This window comes from Sphingomonas sp. C3-2 (assembly GCF_033025475.1).
GTDB lineage: Bacteria > Pseudomonadota > Alphaproteobacteria > Sphingomonadales > Sphingomonadaceae > Sphingobium_A.
Genome location: NZ_CP130322.1, coordinates 2,335,181 through 2,350,370, shown reverse-complemented (window position 1 = coordinate 2,350,370; position 15,190 = coordinate 2,335,181). Strand labels below are relative to the sequence as shown.

Below are 15,190 nucleotides of genomic sequence, written 5' to 3'. Positions count from 1 at the left end.
CCGGGAAAAAGCGAACGGGCCGGGAATTTGGTTCCCGGCCCGCTGCTGCTCGTTGTGGCTGGACGCCCCGATCAGATGTGGATCGGCTTGCCCTGCACCGCCATCGCGGCTTCCTTGATGGCTTCCGAATGGGTCGGGTGGGCATGGCAGGTATAGGCGATGTCTTCCGACGTCGCGCCGAATTCCATGGCCTGCGCCGCCTGTGCGATCATCGTGCCCGCAACCGAGCTGACGACCCAGACGCCGAGCACGCGGTCGCTGTCGGCCTCGGCGATCACCTTCACGAAACCGTCGGTGTCGCGGATGGTCTTGGCGCGGCTGTTCGCCATCATCGGGAACTTGCCGACCTTGATCGCGCCCTTTTCCTTGGCCTGTTCTTCGGTCAGGCCGACGCCGGCGATCTCGGGGTGGGTATAGACCACGCTCGGGATCACATCGTGGTTCACGATGCCGGTGATGCCGCTGATGAATTCGGCAACCGCCACGCCTTCGTCCTCGGCCTTGTGCGCAAGCATCGGGCCCGGGGTCACGTCGCCAATGGCGTAAACGCCCTTTACTGCGGTCTGGAAATCATGGCCGACTTCGATCTGGCCGCGATTGTTGGTCGCCAGGCCGATCTTGTCGAGGCCAAGGCCATCGGTGTTCGGACGACGGCCGATCGATACCAGAACCGCGTCGGCTTCGATGGTTTCGGCGGCGCCGCCGGCTGCCGGTTCGACGGTCACAGTGGCCTTGCCGCCGTTCACGGCAACGCCCGTCACCTTGGTGCCGGTCTTGATGTCGAAGCCCTGCTTCTTGAAGATCTTGGTCGATTCCTTGCGGACTTCGCCGTCAAAGCCGGGCAGGATCTGGTCGAGGAACTCGACCACGGTCACCTTCGCGCCCAGACGACGCCACACCGAACCCAGTTCAAGGCCGATCACGCCGCCGCCGATGACGACCATGTGCTCGGGCACCTTGGGCAGTGCCAGCGCGCCGGTCGAATCGATCACGACCTTCTGGTCGATCTCGACGCCCGGAAGCGGCGTCACGCTCGAACCGGTGGCGATCACGATCTTCTTGGCGGTCACGGTCTTGCCGGCCACTTCGACGGTGTTCGCGCCGGTGAAGGTCGCCAGACCCTTCAGCCATTCGACCTTGTTCTTCTTGAACAGATATTCGATGCCACCGGTCAGCTCGCCGACCGCCTTGGTCTTTTCGGCATGCATCGCGTCGAGGTCGAGGCTCACGCCCTCGGTCTTGATGCCGAACTTGGCGAACACGCCTTCATGCGCTTCCTCATAGATTTCGGAAGCGTTGAGAAGCGCCTTCGAGGGGATGCAACCCACGTTGAGGCAGGTTCCGCCCAACGTTTCGCGGCTTTCGGCACATGCGGTCTTCAGGCCCAGCTGCGCGGCACGGATCGCGGCCACATAGCCGCCCGGGCCGGCACCGATCACCAGAACGTCGAAATCAAACTCTGCCATCACACACTCCGCTTGCCCTGCATATGGGGGAAAAGGGCACTAACTGTTCCGTTTACATAGCCGCAAATGGATCGGGCCGCGAGACGCGGCCCGATCTTTTACGGCTTAAAGGTCGATCAGCAAACGCGTCGGATCTTCGATCGCGTTCTTCAGCGCGACGAGGAAGGTCACGGCTTCGCGGCCGTCGACCAGACGGTGGTCGTAGCTGAGCGCCAGGTACATCATCGGACGCACGACGATCTGGCCGTCACGGACAACCGGGCGTTCCTCGATGCGGTGCAGGCCGAGAACGGCCGACTGCGGCGGGTTGATGATCGGGGTCGACAGCAGCGAGCCGAAGACGCCGCCGTTCGAGATGGTGAAGGTACCGCCCTTCATTTCTTCCATCTTCAGCGTGCCGTCTTTGGCGCGGCGGCCGAAATCGCCGATCGTCTTTTCGACGGTCGCAACGCTCATGTCCTGCGCGTCGCGGATCACGGGCACGACGAGGCCGTTCGGGGCCGAAACGGCAACCGAGATATCGGCATAGTCGTGATAGACGATGTCATCGCCGTCGATCTGCGCGTTGACGCCCGGAACGTCCTTGAGCGCCATGCACGCGGCCTTCACGAAGAAGCCCATGAAGCCGAGGCGAACGCCGTGCTTCTTCTCGAACAGATCCTTGTACTTCGCACGCGCTTCCATGACTGCGGTCATGTCGACATCGTTGAAGGTGGTGAGGATCGCGGCGGTGTTCTGCGCGTCCTTTAGGCGGGTCGCGATGGTCTTGCGCAGGCGGGTCATCCGCACGCGTTCTTCCTGACGCACGGCCGGTGCGGCGGCGGCAGCGGGGGCTGCCGGTGCATCGACCTTGACACCCTTGGCCGCGGCCAGAACGTCTTCCTTGGTCAGGCGGCCGTCACGGCCGGTGCCACGGATCGACGAGGGATCGACGCCGTGTTCGAGAACAAGGCGGCGCACTGCGGGCGACAGCGTGACGATGTTGTCGTCACCGCCGGCAATAGCGGCCTGCACCGCCGGTGCCGGGGCAGCGGCTGCGGCAGCCGCCGCGGGTGCGGCTGCTGCGACTGCGCCACCTTCTTCGATCAGCGCGATCAGCGCGCCGACTTCGACGGTGTCGCCGGGCTTGGCGATCTGCTCGCCCATCACGCCGGCAACGGGTGCGGGGACTTCGACCGCGACCTTGTCGGTTTCGAGGCTTGCGATGGGTTCATCGGCTGCGACCGCTTCGCCGGGCTTTTTCAGCCATTCGCCGATGGTCGCTTCGGTGATCGATTCACCCAGAACGGGGACTTTGACTTCGGTTGCCATGGTTTTGCTCAACCCTTCTTCTGGCGACGGATTTCTTCACGGACGCTGTGACCCAACGCATCAGCGATGAGCGCGCCCTGTTCGGCGAGGTGACGCTTGGCAAAGCCCGTCGCGGGCGATGCCGAGGCCGCACGGCCTGCATAACGGGCCCGAGCGGGGCCAACGCCGGCATCGGCGAGGCACTGCTCGATATAGGGCTCGACATGGAACCACGCGCCGTTGTTCTTCGGCTCTTCCTGGCACCAGACGACCTCTTCGAGGTTCGTCATGCGCTTCAGGCGGATCGTCAGCTGCTCACCCGGGAACGGATAGAGCTGCTCGATACGGACGATCTGGGTGTTCTTGTCACCCGCCGCATCGCGCGCTTCGATCAGGTCATAGGCGACCTTGCCCGAGCAGAGCACCAGACGCTTCGTTTCCGTATCGGCCGAACCATTGGTGTCGGACAGGATACGGTTGAAGTGGCTGTCGCCCAGGAAGTCCTCGGTCTTCGACACCGCCATCTTGTGGCGGAGCAGCGACTTCGGCGTCATGATGACCAGCGGCTTGCGGAAGCCGCGGTGCATCTGACGGCGCAGCACGTGGTAATAGTTGGCCGGAGTGGTGATGTTGCACACCTGGATGTTGTCGTTCGCGCACAGCTGGAGATAGCGCTCCAGGCGGGCCGACGAGTGTTCCGGACCCTGACCTTCAAACCCGTGCGGCAGCAGCATCACCAGGCCGTTGGCGCGGAGCCACTTGGATTCACCCGACGCGATGAACTGGTCGATCATGACCTGCGCGCCGTTGGCGAAATCGCCGAACTGCGCTTCCCAGAGCACGAGCGTCTTCGGCTCGGCCATGGCAAAGCCATATTCGAAACCAAGCACGCCGAATTCCGAAAGCGGGCTGTCCAGCACTTCGAAATTGCCGTGCGGCACGGTGGTCAGCGGGACATATTTGTCTTCGGTGTTCTGGTCGACCCAGACAGCATGGCGCTGGCTGAACGTACCACGACCCGAATCCTGGCCCGAGAGACGGACGCCATAACCTTCCGAAACGAGCGAGCCGTAAGCCAGCGCTTCGCCGGTTGCCCAGTCGAAACCCTGTCCGGTCTTGAACATCTCACGCTTAGCGTCGAGCACGCGGCCCAGCGTCTTGTGGATGGTCAGGCCTTCGGGCACTTCGGTCAGCGTCCGGCCAAGGCTGTCGAAAAGCTTCTTTTCGATGCCGGTTTCGATCGAACGGGTGATGATGTCCTGATCGGCAGGCTTGTTCAGGCCCGTCCAGCGACCGGCGAACCAGTCGGCCTTGTTGGGCTTGTAGCTCTTGGCGGCCTCGAACTCGTCTTCCAGCGTGTCGACAAGGCCCTTGGTGGTCGTGTCTACCCAGCTCTGGTCGACAACGCCCTCAGCCTTCAGGCGATCGCCGTAAATCGCCGAAACGGGCGGGTGCTGGCGGATCTTGGCGTACATCAGCGGCTGGGTGAAACCGGGCTCGTCGCCTTCATTGTGGCCGAAGCGGCGATAGCACCACATGTCGATCACAATGTCGCGCTTGAAGCGCTGGCGGAATTCGATCGCCATCTTGCACGCGAAGGTCACGGCTTCCGGATCGTCCCCATTGACGTGGAAGATCGGCGCCTGAACGCCCTTCGCCACGTCCGACGGATAGGGCGACGACCGCGCGAATTGCGGGCTCGTCGTGAAACCGACCTGGTTGTTGATGATGAAGTGGACACAACCGCCGGTGTTATAGCCACGGATGCCCGAGAAACCGAGCGTTTCCCAAACGATGCCCTGGCCGGCAAAGGCCGCGTCGCCGTGGATCAGCACGGGCAGAACCTGCTCATGCTCCTTCAGGTCGCCGCGGATCGACTGCTGCGCGCGAACCTTGCCAAGGACGACCGGGTTCACCGCTTCGAGGTGCGAGGGGTTGGGAACCAGCGACATGTGGACGCTGATGCCGTCGAACTCGCGGTCGGTCGAAGTACCGAGGTGGTACTTCACGTCGCCCGAACCGCCGACATCGTCGGGGTTGGCGGAACCGCCCGAGAATTCGTGGAAGATGATGCGATAGGGCTTGCCCATCACGTTGGCGAGCACGTTCAGGCGGCCGCGATGGGCCATGCCGTAAACGATTTCGCGCACGCCGTACTGGCCGCCATATTTGATCACCGCTTCGAGCGCGGGGACCATCGATTCACCGCCATCAAGGCCGAAGCGCTTGGTGCCGACATATTTGCGGCCGAGGAACTTTTCGTACTGCTCGCCCTGGATGACCTTGGACAGGATCGCCTTCTTGCCCTCGGGCGTGAATTCGATCGCCTTGTCCTTGCCTTCCATGCGTTCCTGCAGGAAGCGACGCTCTTCGACGTCGGCGATGTGCATATACTCAAGGCCGACATTGCCGCAGTAATTTGCGCGCAGGATCTCGACGAGTTCGCGCACCGTTGCGGTCTCGAGGCCAAGCGTGCCGCCAAGATAGACGGGCTTGTCGAGATCGGCCTGCGAGAAGCCGTGATATTCGGGGGTCAGGTCGGCGGGCAGCTCGCGCTTGGAAAGGCCAAGCGGATCGAGATTGGCTGCCAGGTGGCCGCGCACGCGGTACGTGCGAATGAGCATCTGGGCGCGGATGGCGTCGGCGGCGGCGCTGGCGATATCGCCTGCAGGCGCGGCGGCGACGGGGGCGGCCTTTTTGGGATCTTTCTTCTTCTCGACTTCCATCTGCGTGGGGTCGAGCGCGGCGGTCAGCGCGTCGGTCGTGGCGGGCGGCCAGTTCGGCTTTGCCCAACTCGGCCCCGAAGCAGCGGATTCAAGACCTTCAAACCATGCCCGCCATGCGGGCTCCACATTGTCGGGGTGGGTCTGATAAACGCGGTACAGCCCCTCGACAAAACCCGGGCTTACGCCCGCTATTTCGTCGAAATCCTGGCCTTCATATCCCATTGTAACAATCCTTGTTACCGGCCCCTCGCCCGGATGGCGAAGGGGCCGGCATGAGCGATCAGCCCTGCAGAAGGGCCTTCAGCGTAACGCCGAGCTCGGACGGGCTCGGAGAAACGCGGATACCTGCGGCTTCCATGGCCGCAATCTTGTCGTCAGCGCCGCCCTGGCCGCCCGAAACGATGGCGCCGGCATGGCCCATGCGGCGGCCCGGAGGCGCCGTACGGCCTGCAATGAAGCCGACCATCGGCTTCTTGCGGCCACGCTTGGCTTCGTCGATCAGGAACTGGGCTGCTTCTTCTTCGGCCGAACCACCGATTTCACCGATCATGATGATCGATTCGGTCTTGTCGTCGGCCAGGAACAGTTCGAGCACGTCGATGAAGTTCGTGCCGTTGACCGGGTCGCCGCCGATGCCGACTGCGGTGGTCTGGCCCAGGCCTTCGTTCGTGGTCTGGAACACGGCTTCATAGGTAAGCGTGCCCGAGCGCGAAACGACGCCGACCGAACCCTTCGAGAAGATGTTGCCCGGCATGATGCCGATCTTGCACTCGCCCGGGGTCAGGACGCCGGGGCAGTTCGGGCCGATGAGGCGCGACTTCGAACCCGAAAGCGCGCGCTTCACCTTCACCATGTCGAGCACGGGGATGCCTTCGGTGATGCAGACGATCAGCGGCACTTCCGCGTCGATCGCTTCGAGGATCGAGTCAGCGGCGAAGGCGGGCGGAACGTAGATCACCGAAGCGTCGGCGCCGGTCGTGGCTACGGCTTCTTCGACCGTGTTGAACACGGGCAGACCGATATGGGTCGTGCCGCCCTTGCCCGGGGTCACGCCGCCGACGACCTTGGTGCCGTAGGCAAGCGCCTGTTCCGAGTGGAACGTGCCCTGGGCGCCGGTGAAGCCCTGGGTAATTACCTTGGTATTTGCATTAACGAGGATGGACATGCCGTCATCTTCCCTTTGTGTCATCCCCGCCGAAACGGGGATCCAGATGGTTCATACTGCATCGTCTGGATTCCCGATCCTACGGGAATGACAATACTCATTTGAGGGTTTCGTCGATTCCCTTGCACGCCACCAGCAGTTCCTTGACCGCGTCGACGGACACTTGGAGGTTCGCCTTGGCTTCGTCGTCGAGAGCGATTTCAACGATCTGCTCGACGCCGTCCTTGCCGATGATCACGGGCACGCCGACATACAGGCCATCAAGGCCGTACTTGCCGTCGACATAGGCCGCGCAGGGCAGCAGGCGCTTCTGGTCGTTCAGATAGGCTTCGGCCATCGCGATGCCGCTGGTTGCGGGCGCGTAATAGGCCGAACCGGTCTTGAGCAGGCCTACGATTTCGCCGCCGCCCGAACGGGTGCGCTGCACGATCGCGTCGATGCGCTCCTGCGTCGAACGGCCCTGCTTGATAAGATCGGGAATCGGGATACCGGCAACCGTCGAATACTGGACGACGGGCACCATGGTGTCGCCGTGGCCGCCAAGCACGAAGCTGTTCACGTCGCGGACCGACACCTGGAACTCTTCGGCCAGGAAATGGCTGAAGCGTGCCGAATCGAGAACACCGGCCATGCCGACGACCTTGTTGTGCGGCAGGCCCGAGAATTCACGGAGCGCCCACACCATCGCGTCGAGCGGGTTGGTGATGCAGATCACGAATGCGTTGGGGGCATTGTCGCGAATGCCTTCGCCAACGGACTTCATGACCTTGAGGTTGATGCCGAGAAGGTCGTCGCGGCTCATGCCCGGCTTGCGGGCGACGCCGGCGGTGACGATGATGACGTCCGCGTCCTTGATGTCGGCATAGTCGTTCGAACCGGTGATCTTCGCGTCGAAGCCTTCGACCGGGCCGCACTGGCTGAGGTCGAGCGCCTTACCCTGGGGGACGCCTTCAACAACGTCGAACAGGACGATATCGCCCAGTTCCTTGAGCGCAGCGAGATGCGCGAGCGTGCCGCCGATATTACCTGCGCCGATCAGCGCGATCTTCTTCCGAGCCATGCAGTCGTTCTCCCTCATTAGGGCACGCGACCACTGGACTCGGGCCGCAGCCTTTTAAGATTGGGGTCCGCTTAGGCCCTTCGGTCAGCAAGAGCAACCAAGGAAAGCCTTATCCAACCGGAAATCTTTGCGATTGCGAATGAGTTGCAACAATGACCCGAGGCGCCGTGAAGCGGGCGCTCCGGAGCACCACGATGCTCCCTATTACTGCCTTATAGAAGAATTGTTCCCGATCAGCGCGCTAGCGGCGACAATGGCAGCCCGGCACCGACACCCCGTCCCCATCCGCACCACCGTCAAGCTGCTGATCGGCTGTCAATAAGTGCAACCGTCCCGGCCGAAAACGCACATGGCCCCTTTCGCGATACGCCGCCCAAACCGACTCATGCCGCCATCGCAACAACCTTGATCTCACTGAGTGCTTTCGGCATCCATATCGGCGCACTGCGGAGCTTTGCCCTTGAACCAGCGTAAAATCTTTGAGTCCGGGCAGGTGCCCGTCGCTCGCAGCGGATGGACCCAGCCGCAAGGGCCCGCGCACGCCTATCCCGCGCTTGCAACGGAGATCGACACCGATGTGGCGATCGTCGGCGCGGGTCTCGCCGGAAGCGCGCTCGCGCTCCATCTGGCCGAAGCGGGAGTGCGCGTGGCCGTGCTCGAGGCACGCCAGCCCGGCTGGGGCGCCTCGGGGCGCAACGCTGGCCATGTCCTTCCCATCCTCAAGGATCTGCGCGTCCTCGACGGCTTTCCCGATGGCGGCAAACGCTTTCTCGATATTTTCCGCGAACATCACACCATCCCGTTCGATCTCGCGGCGAAACACGGCATTGATTGCGATGCGGTGCGCAGCGGTTATCTGAACGGCATGCGCTCGCGCGGCACGTTCGACAGATTCCTCGCGCAATCGGCCCATCTCGAAGCGCAGGGGCTGCAAAAACTGACGCGCTACACCGCCGCAGAGATGGAGGCGGCAACCGGCTCCAGCCATTATCCCTACGGCGTCGCCTATGAAAATGGCGGGCGGATCAATCCCTATCGCTTCACCAACGGCATGATCGCTGCTGCCGAGAGGCTGGGCGCGGCGATCTTCGGCGACAGCGAGGCGCTGACGCTGGTCGAGGACGGTGCGCGCTGGCGCGTGACCACAGCCCGCGGCTGCGTCCACGCCGACCGCGTGGTGTTCTGTACTAATGCCTATCCAACCGATATCGTCCCCGCCTTTGCGCGCGCCTATTACCCGCTCACCGCCTATGCGCTGACGACCAAACCGCTGCCGCCCGAAGCGCGCGACCTCATAATGCCGGGCGGCGCCACCTTTGCGCAGGCCCCCATCGACCTCAACCCGCTGGTCCGCGACCGGCACGACCGGCTGATCCTGTCATCGATCCCGCGCGCCACCGCCCCCGAGGATGGCACCTGGCATTTCAAAAGCCAGCTACACTGGATCCACCGTGTCTGGCCTGAAACGCGCGCAATGAATATCGAGCTCGATCAGTATTGGACTGGCCGAGTCGGCATGCGCCCGCGTGAATTTCCGGGTGTTTTCGAACATCGCCCCGGCGTTTACGGGCTGATGCACTTCAATGCCTGGGGCAATGTCATGGCGCCGCTGATGGGGATGCTGCTGGCGGACGGGCTTCGCCAGGATCGGATCGACACGCTCCCCTTCCCGGTCGAGCGCGCCGAACCAGTACGCTGGCCGAGCAAGCAGCATGTGCTGATCCGCCGCATCCTGATCCCCGCCGCACGCACCGCGCAGCGTTTCGGCGGGATCTGAAGCGAAAACCTAGCGCGCCGCGCCGGCTTCCTCGAGCCCGTGACCTTCTTCCAGGTAATCCTGCGACTGCATTTCCATCAGGCGGCTGACGGTCCGCTCGAACTCGAACGCACCGTCCCCCTCGGGATAGAGCGCCTCGGGCTCGGCCGCCGCACTGGCCAGCAGCTTGACCTTATATTCGTACAGCGCGTCGATCAGGGTGACGAAGCGCGCCGCCTCGTTGCGGTTGTGTGGCCCCAGCCGGGGGATGCCGACGATGATGACGGTGTGGAACCGCCGCGCGATCGCCAGATAATCGGCCGCCCCCCGCGCCTCGGCGCACAGCCGCTTGAACGAGAATACTGCCACGCCCTTCAGGCTCTTGGGCACATGCAGGCTGCGCCCGCCGGGCACCGCAATATCCTCGCTCGGCACATGCGCCGCATCCTCGGGCGGATAGTCGGTCAGCCGGAAAAACGCATCGCGCAGCGCCACCGTCGCCACCGGATCGGCCGGCACATACCAGGTCGGCACCCCACCCAGGCGGTCCAGCCGGTAATCGACCGGGCCGTTCAGCGTCAGCACATCCAACTTTTCCTCGATCAGATCGATGAACGGCAGGAAATGCTCGCGGTTGAGCCCGTTCTTGTAGAGATCCTTGGGCGCGCGGTTCGACGTCGCCACCACCGTCACCCCCTCGGCGAGGATCGCGGTGAACAGCCGCGACAGGATCATCGCATCCGCGCTGTTGTTGATCACCATCTCGTCGAATGCCAGCAACCGCGCCTCGGCGGCTATCGCCTTGGCGACGGGCAGGATCGGGTTGCCTGCTTCCTTCTGCCGTTCGATGCGCAGCCGGTCGTGCACGTCCATCATGAATTCATGGAAATGGACGCGGCGTTTGCGCTCGATATCGACGCAGCCGAAGAACAGATCCATCAGCATGGACTTGCCACGCCCCACCCCGCCCCAGACATAGAGCCCGCGCGGCACTTCGGGTTTGGTGCGCTTCAGCCGGGACAGGAGCGACGCCTTGCGGCTCGTCGCCTCCAATTCCTGTTGCAGCCGCGTCAGCCGTTCAGCGGTCGCGCGCTGTTCTGCGTCGGGACGCAGCTCACCTGCCTTCAGCAGGGCCTCATATGCCTGAATAACGCTCGTCATTTGCTACTGGGCTTACGCAAGGTCGCGGCGAATGCCGCCACCTTATGCTCTCCTTGAACCACCATGCCACGCAGAAACAGCAGCCGCCCCGTTTCGCACAGCAATTCCACCACCGCGTCCATGGGCTCGTCCACCTTGCCCGCCCCAATGAACTGGGTGGACAGGTCGAGCGTCACCGACGTGCCCGCCTCGACAAGCCCGAACAGCCGGGCCGCGCCGAACAGCGCCATGTCGATAAAGGCCAGCGTCGCGCCGCCATGGACATTGTTAGCAAGGTTGGAATGCCGCACCTCGGGCATCATGCGCACGCGCGCCTGCCCGTCGGGATCGAGGCGGACGATGAAATCCGCGAAGTTGCGGTTGAACCGCGTGGCGTCGCTCAGACGCCAGCTGAGCCAGCCCGGATGATCCGGGGCTGGCTCAAGAATGAAATCGGGCTTTTCGGTCGCGCTCAAAGCTGGCGTTCGACCACCATCTTCTTCACTTCAGCGATCGCGCGCGCGGGGCTCAGGCCCTTGGGGCACACGTTCGAGCAGTTCATGATGGTGTGGCAACGATACAGGCGGAACGGATCTTCCAGCTCGTCCAGGCGCTCGCCGGTCATCTCGTCGCGGCTGTCGGCCAGCCAGCGATAAGCCTGGAGCAGGATTGCCGGGCCGAGGAACTTGTCGCTGTTCCACCAGTAGCTCGGGCACGAGGTCGAACAGCAGGCGCACAGGATGCACTCGTACAGGCCGTCGAGCTTCGAACGGTCCTCGGGGCTCTGAAGGCGCTCCTTGCCCGACGGCGTCGGGGTCACGGTTTGCAGCCAGGGCTTGATCGAGGCGTACTGCGCATAGAAATGGGTGAAGTCGGGAACGAGGTCCTTAATCACTTCCATGTGCGGAAGCGGCGTGATGCGGACTTCCTTGTTGCAGTCTTCGATGGCGTGCGTGCAGGCCAGCGTGTTGCGGCCGTCGATGTTCATCGAGCACGAACCGCAAATGCCTTCGCGGCACGAACGACGGAAGGTGAGCGAGGGGTCCTGCTCGTTCTTCATCTTGAGCAGCGCGTCGAGCACCATCGGGCCGCAATTGTCGAGATCGATCTCGAACGTGTCGTAATGCGGGTTCTCGCCCGAATCCGGGTCGTAGCGATAGACCTTGAACGCCTTCACGTTGGTCGCGCCCGCGTCCGCCTTGTGCGTCTTGCCCTTGGGGCTGATCTTGCTGTTCTTGGGCAGCGTGAATTCGGCCATGTCGCTACAATCCTTCGCGTACGATATTCGTCGCCCCGATAGTCAATCGTGCGCGCGGATGAAAGACCCTATCGCATTTCGTTTGACAATCAGGCGGTTTTGCGCCGCGCAATCAGTTCGCTCACCAGCGCGTGATCGGCGGGCTTGTCTACGTCTATACAGGCGTGGGCAAAGGGCAATTCCACCGCCACGGCCTTCAGCCCAAGCCTTTTGCCCGCCCGGCGAAGCGCCCCCGAAAGCGTCAGCAACCGCAGCCCCGCACCGATCAGAATCGGTAGGCCGAAGGCGCGAATCACCGCGCGACCGCGCTTGCGATCCTGCTCGATCGTCCGCCACACCGCCAGCACACGGTTCGCCGCCTCGCTCCCGAACCAGAAGAGATTCGCGCCCGAATAGGCGCCGCCCCGGAAACGCAGCCAGGTCCGCCGCCCCTCGGGGAATTCGGGGCGGAACACCGCCTCGCTCACCACCGCAGCCGCCACATCGGCTTGCGCCGCACGCGCCCGCGCCAGAAAGGCATCGATGATCGCATGGTCAATCAGCGGGTTGTCCGCCGTCGTCAGCAGATAGGGAAAGGCGCGCGGCGCGTGGTCGATCGCCGCCGAAACCGCTGCGCTCACCGAATCCCCGCCGGTCACGAACGAAACGCGCGGATCGCTTGCGAGTGCTGCGATATCCGCATGGGCGGTCAGCACTTCGGGTGACTGGGTGAGGATGCGCACCTCGCCGATGTCCGGGTGGCTCAGTAAGGTCACCATCACATGCGCCAGCATCGGGCGGCCCGCAATCTCGATCAGCGCCTTGTCGCGCACGCCGAACGCCTCGCCCAGCGGGTCGATACCGGGGCGGCGCCCTGCAGCGATCAGGGCGGTCAATCTGGGGGGGGCGTTGCTCTGCATCACCGCGCGCTAGCGCATTAATGACGCTGAGGGAATTATGCGCCTGCGCATCGCGGGGCTGTCGCGTCGCGTCGCTTTCTTGTAGGTCGGCGGGCAATGACCCAACAGAACCAGCACTCTCCTGAAATCACCGTGATCGGCGAGAACGCCGTCCGGCTCTGGGGCCTCACCACCCATGAACGCACGCGCCGCATCGCGCAGGCGGCCGGTTTTGGCTGGCACGACAATGGCTTGGCCAAGGCCCCTTGCGTCCTCGTCAATGCCGGCTTCGCGTTCGATCCGGGCTGGCTGCGCTATATCGCGGCCAATCCCGGCGCGGGGATCACGCTTGGCGGGGTGCCCGTGGTCGTCCACGCCCGCACCCAGGCCGAGGCGGACGCCGTCGCCGCCGCGATGCAGGCAGATAGCGCGCTTATCCTGCCGACGCTCGATCTCGTCGCCTATGAAAGCGGCCCGACGCTCGAGAACAAGGAACTGCGCAAGCGCGAGGTGCCGTTCCTCAACCGGCTCGTGCCCGAAACCGTTCGCCCGCTCGAACGCGCCAGCTACTTCGGCGCCTATAAGGGCGTCACCGATATCCTCACCAAATATCTCTGGCCCGAATGGGCGCTGGTGCTCACCCGCATCGCGGCCAAGCTGCACGTCACGCCCAACATGGTCACCGCTGTCGGCGCGATATTGTGCGTGGTCGCCACCTTCCTGTTCGCAAAGGGCGATTACTGGCTCGGCATGGGGCTTGGCCTCATCTTCATGGTGCTCGACACCGTCGACGGCAAACTCGCCCGCTGCACGATCACGTCCAGCTGGTGGGGCAATGTCTTCGATCACGGCATCGATCTCGTCCACCCGCCCTTCTGGTGGTATTTCTGGGGCTTGGGCCTCGCCAGTTGGGGGCTTGCGCTCAGCCCGGATCAGTTCTGGTTCGCGATGATCGCGATCATCGGCGGCTATGTCGTCCAGCGCGTGATCGAGGGTGAATTCATCCGCCGCTTCGGTATGCACATCCATGTCTGGCGCAAGTTCGATTCGGATTTTCGCCTGATCACCGCGCGCCGCAACCCCAACATGGTCATCCTCGCGGCCGCCACACTCGCGGGTCGCCCCGATATCGGGCTGATCGCGGTGGCGTGGTGGACGATCATCTCGCTCGTCGTCCATGCCGTCCGCCTGATTCAGGCGATGGCAGCCAAGGCCGGCGGCACGCCGATCCGCAGTTGGCTTCAGGGGGACGCATGAACGATACGATCCGCAAATTCGGCTATCCCGAAACGCTGGTGCGCGACTATGCGCACTGGCTGGTGCTGCTCCGCCCCGCCCAGCCGACGCTGGGGTCGCTCGTGCTCGCCGCGCGCAGCGACGCGACGGCCTTTGGCGATTTGCCGGCCGAGGCGCACGCCGAACTCGCGGTCGTCACGCGCGACATCGAATCCGCGCTCAAGCAGGCGGTCGCCTATGAACGGATCAACTACCTGATGCTGATGATGGTCGATCCCCATGTCCATTTCCACGTCATCCCGCGTTATGCGGATGCGCGCAGCCATGGGGATCTGGCGATTGCCGATGCGGGCTGGCCCAAGCCGCCCGCGCTTGGCGAGGCTGTCGCGCTCGACGCCGCGCAGATCGCGGCGCTCGTCGGCTGGCTAAAGGGTCACTTCGCTTCCTGAGCGCGCCATTTGTCTGTGAGCGCGGTGGCGATCTCGATATCGTTGAGGAAATCGACCTCGGCCCAGGCCAGTCCCTCGATCGAAACTGTGCCGACCTGCCCCTTGGGCGCCAGCGCGTCGATGATCTTCAGATACCAGTGCTCGACGCCCACGGGCGTGCGCATATAGGCCTCCACGGTCTCGCGGAACAGCCGCCCGCCCTCGCCGCGGAACGACAGGAAGCCGATCGATTCGGCGTTGGTCTGCGCGGCTGTCAGCGTCTTGCCGATCGCCACCAGCCGCTCACCCACGCGGCTCACCTTCATGTCGTCGCTGTCATAGGCCTGTTTCACGTCGACGGTGACGGTGATCGGCCATTGGCGCGCACCGATCAGCGTCTCTACGATCTCGTTCGAAATCAGCGTGTCGCCATTGAGGATCAGGAAATCGCCTTCCATCGCGTCGCGCGCGATCCAGCACGACCCCAGATTGTCCGCCACCTTGTAGAACGGGTTGAAGCGCGCGCGCAGTTCCAGCCCGGGGCGCTGGAGCCGTGCCAGCTCCTCTTCCACCATATCGGCCATGAAGCCGGTGACGACGTCAATCCGGCGAATGCCGTGGCGTGCCAGCATCTCGACCTGCCAGGCAAGCAGCGTGCGGCCCGAAAAATCGATCAGGCATTTGGGGCGTTCGGCGGTCAGCGGCAACAGGCGCGAGCCCTGACCGGCGCTGAGGATAATGGCCTTGTCTGTCATGGCGGGGATCTGTGCAAAGCTCTGGCGTGGGT

At 63.7% G+C, this 15,190-nt stretch carries 13 protein-coding genes; 3 read left to right on the top strand and 10 right to left on the bottom strand.

The window, feature by feature from the left end; translation table 11 throughout:
- Nucleotides 1-71: 71 nt before the first annotated feature.
- The 5 genes from lpdA to mdh all read right to left on the bottom strand — a co-directional run bounded on the left by lpdA (nt 72) and on the right by mdh (nt 7,707).
- A complete protein-coding gene (gene lpdA / locus QYC26_RS11310) occupies nt 72-1,466 on the bottom strand; it encodes a dihydrolipoyl dehydrogenase (RefSeq protein WP_317512325.1) in 1,395 nt (464 codons plus the stop codon).
- A 105-nt stretch (nt 1,467-1,571) separates the two neighbouring features.
- Entirely contained in the window at nt 1,572-2,777 is a 1,206-nt protein-coding gene (gene odhB / locus QYC26_RS11305) for a 2-oxoglutarate dehydrogenase complex dihydrolipoyllysine-residue succinyltransferase (protein WP_317512324.1), read from the bottom strand.
- A gap of 8 nt (nt 2,778-2,785) precedes the next feature.
- The gene (locus tag QYC26_RS11300) at nt 2,786-5,704 is read right to left on the bottom strand and encodes a 2-oxoglutarate dehydrogenase E1 component (protein ID WP_317512323.1); all 2,919 of its coding nucleotides are present in this window, start codon (nt 5,702-5,704) and stop codon (nt 2,786-2,788) included.
- A 58-nt stretch (nt 5,705-5,762) separates the two neighbouring features.
- Entirely contained in the window at nt 5,763-6,647 is an 885-nt protein-coding gene (sucD, locus tag QYC26_RS11295) for a succinate--CoA ligase subunit alpha (protein ID WP_317512322.1), read from the bottom strand.
- Nucleotides 6,648-6,744: 97 nt separating this feature from the next.
- Nucleotides 6,745-7,707 carry a malate dehydrogenase gene (gene mdh / locus QYC26_RS11290; RefSeq protein WP_317512321.1) on the bottom strand — a complete coding sequence of 321 codons (963 nt, stop codon included), beginning with the start codon at nt 7,705-7,707 and terminating at the stop codon, nt 6,745-6,747.
- A 460-nt stretch (nt 7,708-8,167) separates the two neighbouring features.
- Between mdh and QYC26_RS11285 the strand changes: the two genes are divergently transcribed.
- Nucleotides 8,168-9,484, top strand: a complete 1,317-nt coding sequence (locus QYC26_RS11285; RefSeq protein ID WP_317512320.1) for an FAD-binding oxidoreductase — start codon at nt 8,168-8,170, stop codon at nt 9,482-9,484.
- A gap of 9 nt (nt 9,485-9,493) precedes the next feature.
- Here QYC26_RS11285 and zapE read toward each other — a convergent pair whose 3' ends face one another.
- The 4 genes from zapE to QYC26_RS11265 form a co-directional block, all read right to left on the bottom strand.
- A complete protein-coding gene (gene zapE / locus QYC26_RS11280) occupies nt 9,494-10,624 on the bottom strand; it encodes a cell division protein ZapE (protein ID WP_317512319.1) in 1,131 nt (376 codons plus the stop codon).
- Complete coding sequence (locus tag QYC26_RS11275) at nt 10,621-11,079, bottom strand: PaaI family thioesterase (RefSeq protein ID WP_317512318.1); 459 nt, start codon at nt 11,077-11,079, stop codon at nt 10,621-10,623. Before QYC26_RS11275 ends, zapE begins: the two co-directional genes overlap by 4 nt.
- Nucleotides 11,076-11,861, bottom strand: a complete 786-nt coding sequence (locus QYC26_RS11270; RefSeq protein ID WP_317512317.1) for a succinate dehydrogenase iron-sulfur subunit — start codon at nt 11,859-11,861, stop codon at nt 11,076-11,078. Before QYC26_RS11270 ends, QYC26_RS11275 begins: the two co-directional genes overlap by 4 nt.
- An 89-nt stretch (nt 11,862-11,950) precedes the next feature.
- The gene (locus QYC26_RS11265) at nt 11,951-12,736 is read right to left on the bottom strand and encodes an NTP transferase domain-containing protein (RefSeq protein WP_317512316.1); all 786 of its coding nucleotides are present in this window, start codon (nt 12,734-12,736) and stop codon (nt 11,951-11,953) included.
- Nucleotides 12,737-12,856: 120 nt separating this feature from the next.
- Between QYC26_RS11265 and QYC26_RS11260 the strand changes: the two genes are divergently transcribed.
- Both QYC26_RS11260 and QYC26_RS11255 read left to right on the top strand, forming a co-directional pair.
- The gene (locus QYC26_RS11260; protein WP_317512315.1) at nt 12,857-13,996 is read left to right on the top strand and encodes a CDP-alcohol phosphatidyltransferase family protein; all 1,140 of its coding nucleotides are present in this window, start codon (nt 12,857-12,859) and stop codon (nt 13,994-13,996) included.
- Complete coding sequence (locus QYC26_RS11255; protein WP_317512314.1) at nt 13,993-14,424, top strand: HIT family protein; 432 nt, start codon at nt 13,993-13,995, stop codon at nt 14,422-14,424. Before QYC26_RS11260 ends, QYC26_RS11255 begins: the two co-directional genes overlap by 4 nt.
- On the opposite strand, the gene QYC26_RS11250 is transcribed toward QYC26_RS11255, so the two are convergent.
- Entirely contained in the window at nt 14,409-15,158 is a 750-nt protein-coding gene (locus QYC26_RS11250; RefSeq protein WP_317512313.1) for a phosphocholine cytidylyltransferase family protein, read from the bottom strand. The two genes, QYC26_RS11255 and QYC26_RS11250, sit on opposite strands and share 16 nt — an antisense overlap.
- Nucleotides 15,159-15,190 lie beyond the last annotated feature (32 nt).